This is a genomic window from Candidatus Planktophila sp. (assembly GCF_046070465.1).
Classification (GTDB): Bacteria; Actinomycetota; Actinomycetes; order Nanopelagicales; family Nanopelagicaceae; genus Planktophila.
Window position 1 is genome coordinate 1 of sequence record NZ_JBJTMK010000012.1, and the last position, 4401, is coordinate 4401.

Consider the following 4401-nt stretch of genomic DNA (forward strand, 5'->3'; position numbering starts at 1 on the left):
CAATAGTCGTCGTGGTCAGATTCAGGCCATGGACGAGCGGTCAGGTGCCCGCGTTGTTAGGGCGCTAGTTCCATTGTCGGAGATGTTCGGTTATGTCGGCGATCTCCGCTCTAGAACACAAGGTCGCGCGAGCTACAGCATGGAATTCGATTCTTACGCTGAAGTTCCCGGCAATGTAATGAAGGAAATCGTTGCGAAGGTTCGCGGCGAATAATTCGTTAATCCCTAATAAAAAGCACAATCCCTAATAGCAAAGCATCCAATAACGAAAGAGGAAACAAATGGCAAAGGCGAAATTCGAGCGGTCAAAGCCGCACGTAAACATCGGCACCATCGGTCACATTGACCACGGTAAGACAACTCTTACTGCAGCAATCTCAAAGGTTTTGCACGACAAGTACCCTGATGTAAACCCATTCACACCTTTCGATCAGATCGATAAGGCTCCTGAAGAGCGTCAGCGCGGTATCACAATCTCTATCGCTCACATCGAGTACCAGACAGAGAAGCGTCACTACGCACACGTTGACTGCCCAGGTCACGCTGACTACATCAAGAACATGATCACAGGCGCTGCACAGATGGACGGAGCAATCCTCGTTGTTGCAGCTACAGACGGACCAATGCCACAGACAAAGGAGCACGTTCTCCTTGCACGTCAGGTTGGCGTTCCATCAATCGTTGTTGCACTTAACAAGTCAGACATGGTTGACGATGAGGAAATCCTTGAGCTCGTTGAGATGGAAGTTCGTGAACTTCTCTCTAAGTACGAGTTCCCAGGCGATGACACACCTATCGTCCGTATCTCAGCACTTAAGGCTCTTGAGGGAGATGCTCACTGGGCAGATCAGCTCATGAAGCTCATGGATGCTGTTGATACATTCATTCCACAGCCTGCTCGCGAAATCGACAAGCCATTCCTTATGCCAGTTGAAGACGTTTTCACAATCACAGGTCGTGGAACTGTTATCACAGGTCGTATCGAGCGCGGTATCGTCAAGGTTAACGAAGAAGTTGAAATCGTCGGTATCCGTCCGGATTCACAGAAGACAACTGTTACAGGCGTTGAAATGTTCCGTAAGCTCCTCGACGAAGGACAGGCTGGCGAGAACGTCGGACTTCTTCTCCGTGGAACAAAGCGTGAAGATGTTGAGCGTGGCCAGGTTGTTGTTAAGCCAGGTTCAATCACACCTCACACAGAGTTCGAAGCTTCTGCTTACATCCTTTCAAAGGATGAAGGAGGACGTCACACTCCATTCTTTAACAACTACCGTCCACAGTTCTACTTCCGTACAACTGACGTAACTGGTGTTGTAACACTTCCAGAAGGCACAGAAATGGTTATGCCTGGCGATAACACTGAGATGTCAGTAACTCTCATCCAGCCAATCGCTATGGAAGATGGTCTTCGCTTCGCTATCCGCGAAGGTGGCCGCACAGTAGGTGCTGGTCGCGTTACAAAGATCAAGAAGTAAGCAACTTACGTTGAAGTGGCGGCGGCCTTATAACCGCCGCCACTAAAACAAAGTTTGTGCAGTGAAGATTGAAAATTAAATTTACCGAAGCAGTACTAAAGAATTAGTAAAGAGGAGATTCACATGGCGGGACAAAAGATCCGCATTCGACTCAAGGCGTATGACCATGAGGTAATCGATTCATCAGCGAAGAAGATCGTTGAGACAGTCGAGCGCACAGGTGCAACCGTCGCGGGTCCAGTGCCGCTACCAACAGAGAAGAACACATATTGCGTGATTCGCTCTCCTCACAAGTACAAGGACAGCCGCGAGCACTTCGAGATGCGCACACATAAGCGCCTCATCGACATCATTGATCCAACACCTAAGACTGTTGATTCATTGATGCGCCTCGACTTGCCAGCTGGCGTCGACATCGAGATTAAGCTCTAAGGAAAGGACGAAAACTAATGGCACATACAGTTGTAACTCAGTCTTACGGTTCGTCCATCAAGGGCGTTCTTGGTAAGAAGCTTGGCATGACACAAATTTTTGATGCACAGAACAAGATGATCCCAGTAACTGTGGTCTCTGTAGATTCATGCATCGTTACCGGTCTTCGCACACCTGAGAAGGATGGCTACTCAGCTGTTCAGCTCGGTTTCGGCGCGATCGATCCAAAGAAGGTTCATAAGCCACAGGCTGGACAGTTTGCAAAGGCTGGCGTCACTCCTCGTCGCAGCATTGCAGAACTCCGCACACTTTCAGCAGCTGATTACACAATCGGCCAGGAAGTCGGCGCTACAACTTTCGCAGTTGGAGACATTGTTGATGCAACAGGTACTTCAACAGGTAAGGGAACTGCTGGTGTTATGAAGCGCCACGGATTCGGTGGTATTGGTGCATCTCACGGTGTTGACCGTAAGCACCGTATGCCCGGTTCAATCGGTGCATGTTCTACACCAGGTCGCGTTTTCAAGGGAATGCGCATGATGGGTCGTATGGGTAACGAGAAGATCACTACCCAAAACCTCATCGTCGCTGGCGTCGATGCAGAGCGCAACTTGCTTCTCATCAAGGGCGCAGTTCCAGGTACTGATGGAGGCCTTGTCTTCATCCGCTCAGCTGCGAAGAAGGCAGTTGTCGAGACAGTAAAGGCAGGTGCATAAGCCATGGCGCTTACACTCGAAGTCAAGAACGCAGAAGGTAAGAAGGTTGGATCAGTTGATCTGCCATCAGATATCTTCGACGCTCAGACAAATATTCCTCTGATTCACCAGGTTGTTACAGCGCAGCTCGCTGCAGCACGCCAGGGAACACAGAAGGCAAAGAACCGTGGTGAAACTTCTGGTTCAGGTAAGAAGCCTTTCAAGCAGAAGGGAACAGGTCGTGCTCGTCAGGGTTCTGTCCGTGCTCCTCTTCAGCGCGGTGGTGGTGCAGCACATGCAGTTCGTCCACGTGACTATGCACAGCGCACACCAAAGAAGATGATTGCAGCAGCACTCCGTGGAGTTCTCTCTGATCGTCAGCGCAATGATCGTCTTCACGTCCTTGATCAGATTGCAAACGCTCCTTCAACAAAGGCAGCGCTTTCAGCAGTTCGTCAATTCTCAGAGCGCAAGAACCTCTTGGTTGTTGTATCTCGCACAGAAGATCTCGCATGGCGTTCACTTCGCAATGCAGAGAACCTTCACCTCCTCGTTCCAGATCAGCTCAATGCATACGACATCTTGAAGAGCGATGACGTTGTCTTCTCAGAAGCAGCGATCAAAGATTTCCTCAAGATTAAGACGGCTGCAAAAACATCTGTGAAGTCTGTTAAGTCAGTCGCACGCGAAAGTGAGGTATCTGCATAATGAAGGATTACCGCGACATTTTGCTAGCACCAGTTGTCTCTGAGAAGAGCTACGGATTGCTAGATGAAAATAAGTACACATTCCTAGTTTCACCAGATGCAAATAAGACAGAGATCAAGATCGCTGTTGAAAAAGTCTTCGGTGTAAAGGTTGTCAGTGTTAACACACTCAACCGCCCAGGAAAGAACAAGCGCACACGTTTTGGTGATGGAAAGCGCAAAGACACAAAGCGAGCAATCGTTCATGTGGCCGCTGGCGACCGTATCGACATCTTCGGAGGACCTGTCTCCTAATTGGAGATAGGACCTTAAAGAGAGGAAACCATAAATGGCACTTCGCAAACTTAAGCCGACCACACCAGGTCAGCGTGGAGCATCTGTTTCAGATTTTGCAGAGATCACACGCTCAACTCCTGAAAAGTCACTCGTTCGCCCAATTCACTCAAAGGGTGGCCGTAACAATCAGGGTCGTGTAACTGTTCGCCACCAGGGTGGTGGACACAAGCGCGCTTACCGTCTCATTGACTTCGTGCGTAACGATAAGGATGGCGTCCCAGCAAAGGTCGCTCATATCGAATACGACCCAAACCGTTCAGCGAACATCGCTCTTCTTCACTATGCAGATGGAGAAAAGCGTTACATCATCGCTCCTGACAAGTTAGTTCAGGGTGCAACAGTTGAGAACGGTCCAAAGGCAGATATCAAGCCTGGCAATAACTTGCCACTTCGCAATATTCCAGTAGGTACAACAGTTCACGCAATTGAACTTCGTCCAGGTGGAGGAGCGAAGATCGCTCGTTCAGCTGGTGCATCAGTTCAGTTGGTTGCAAAGGATGGCCCATACGCACAACTTCGTATGCCATCTGGCGAAATTCGTAACGTTGATGTTCGTTGCCGCGCAACTGTTGGTGAAGTTGGAAACGCAGAACAAGCAAACATTAACTACGGAAAAGCTGGACGTAAGCGCTGGTTAGGTGTTCGTCCAACTACTCGTGGTGTTGTTATGAACCCAGTAGATCACCCACACGGTGGTGGTGAAGGTAAGACCTCTGGTGGACGTCACCCAGTGACTCCATGGGGTAAGCCTGAAGG

The 4401-nt window shown here is 49.6% G+C and carries 6 protein-coding genes and 1 pseudogene; all 7 read left to right on the forward strand.

Annotation, left to right across the window (positions count from 1 at the left end; genetic code table 11):
* Positions 1-214 (forward strand): annotated as a pseudogene (fusA, locus tag ACKOVI_RS00475) (elongation factor G); the annotation flags it as partial.
* Between the two features lie 67 nt (positions 215-281).
* The gene (gene tuf / locus ACKOVI_RS00480) at positions 282-1475 is read left to right on the forward strand and encodes an elongation factor Tu (protein WP_509601750.1); all 1194 of its coding nucleotides are present in this window, start codon (positions 282-284) and stop codon (positions 1473-1475) included.
* A 123-nt stretch (positions 1476-1598) separates the two neighbouring features.
* A complete protein-coding gene (gene rpsJ, locus ACKOVI_RS00485) occupies positions 1599-1907 on the forward strand; it encodes a 30S ribosomal protein S10 (RefSeq protein WP_017955300.1) in 309 nt (102 codons plus the stop codon).
* Positions 1908-1924: 17 nt separating this feature from the next.
* Positions 1925-2623, forward strand: a complete 699-nt coding sequence (rplC, locus tag ACKOVI_RS00490; RefSeq protein WP_509601752.1) for a 50S ribosomal protein L3 — start codon at positions 1925-1927, stop codon at positions 2621-2623.
* Positions 2624-2626: 3 nt separating this feature from the next.
* Positions 2627-3310: a 50S ribosomal protein L4 gene (gene rplD, locus ACKOVI_RS00495; protein WP_509601755.1), complete on the forward strand. Its 684-nt coding sequence runs from the start codon at positions 2627-2629 to the stop codon at positions 3308-3310.
* Positions 3310-3603 carry a 50S ribosomal protein L23 gene (rplW, locus tag ACKOVI_RS00500; protein ID WP_509601758.1) on the forward strand — a complete coding sequence of 98 codons (294 nt, stop codon included), beginning with the start codon at positions 3310-3312 and terminating at the stop codon, positions 3601-3603. The genes rplD and rplW overlap by 1 nt, the downstream gene beginning before the upstream one ends.
* A 34-nt stretch (positions 3604-3637) precedes the next feature.
* The coding region (rplB, locus tag ACKOVI_RS00505) for a 50S ribosomal protein L2 (RefSeq protein ID WP_509601761.1) at positions 3638-4401 on the forward strand (764 nt) is incomplete at its 3' end.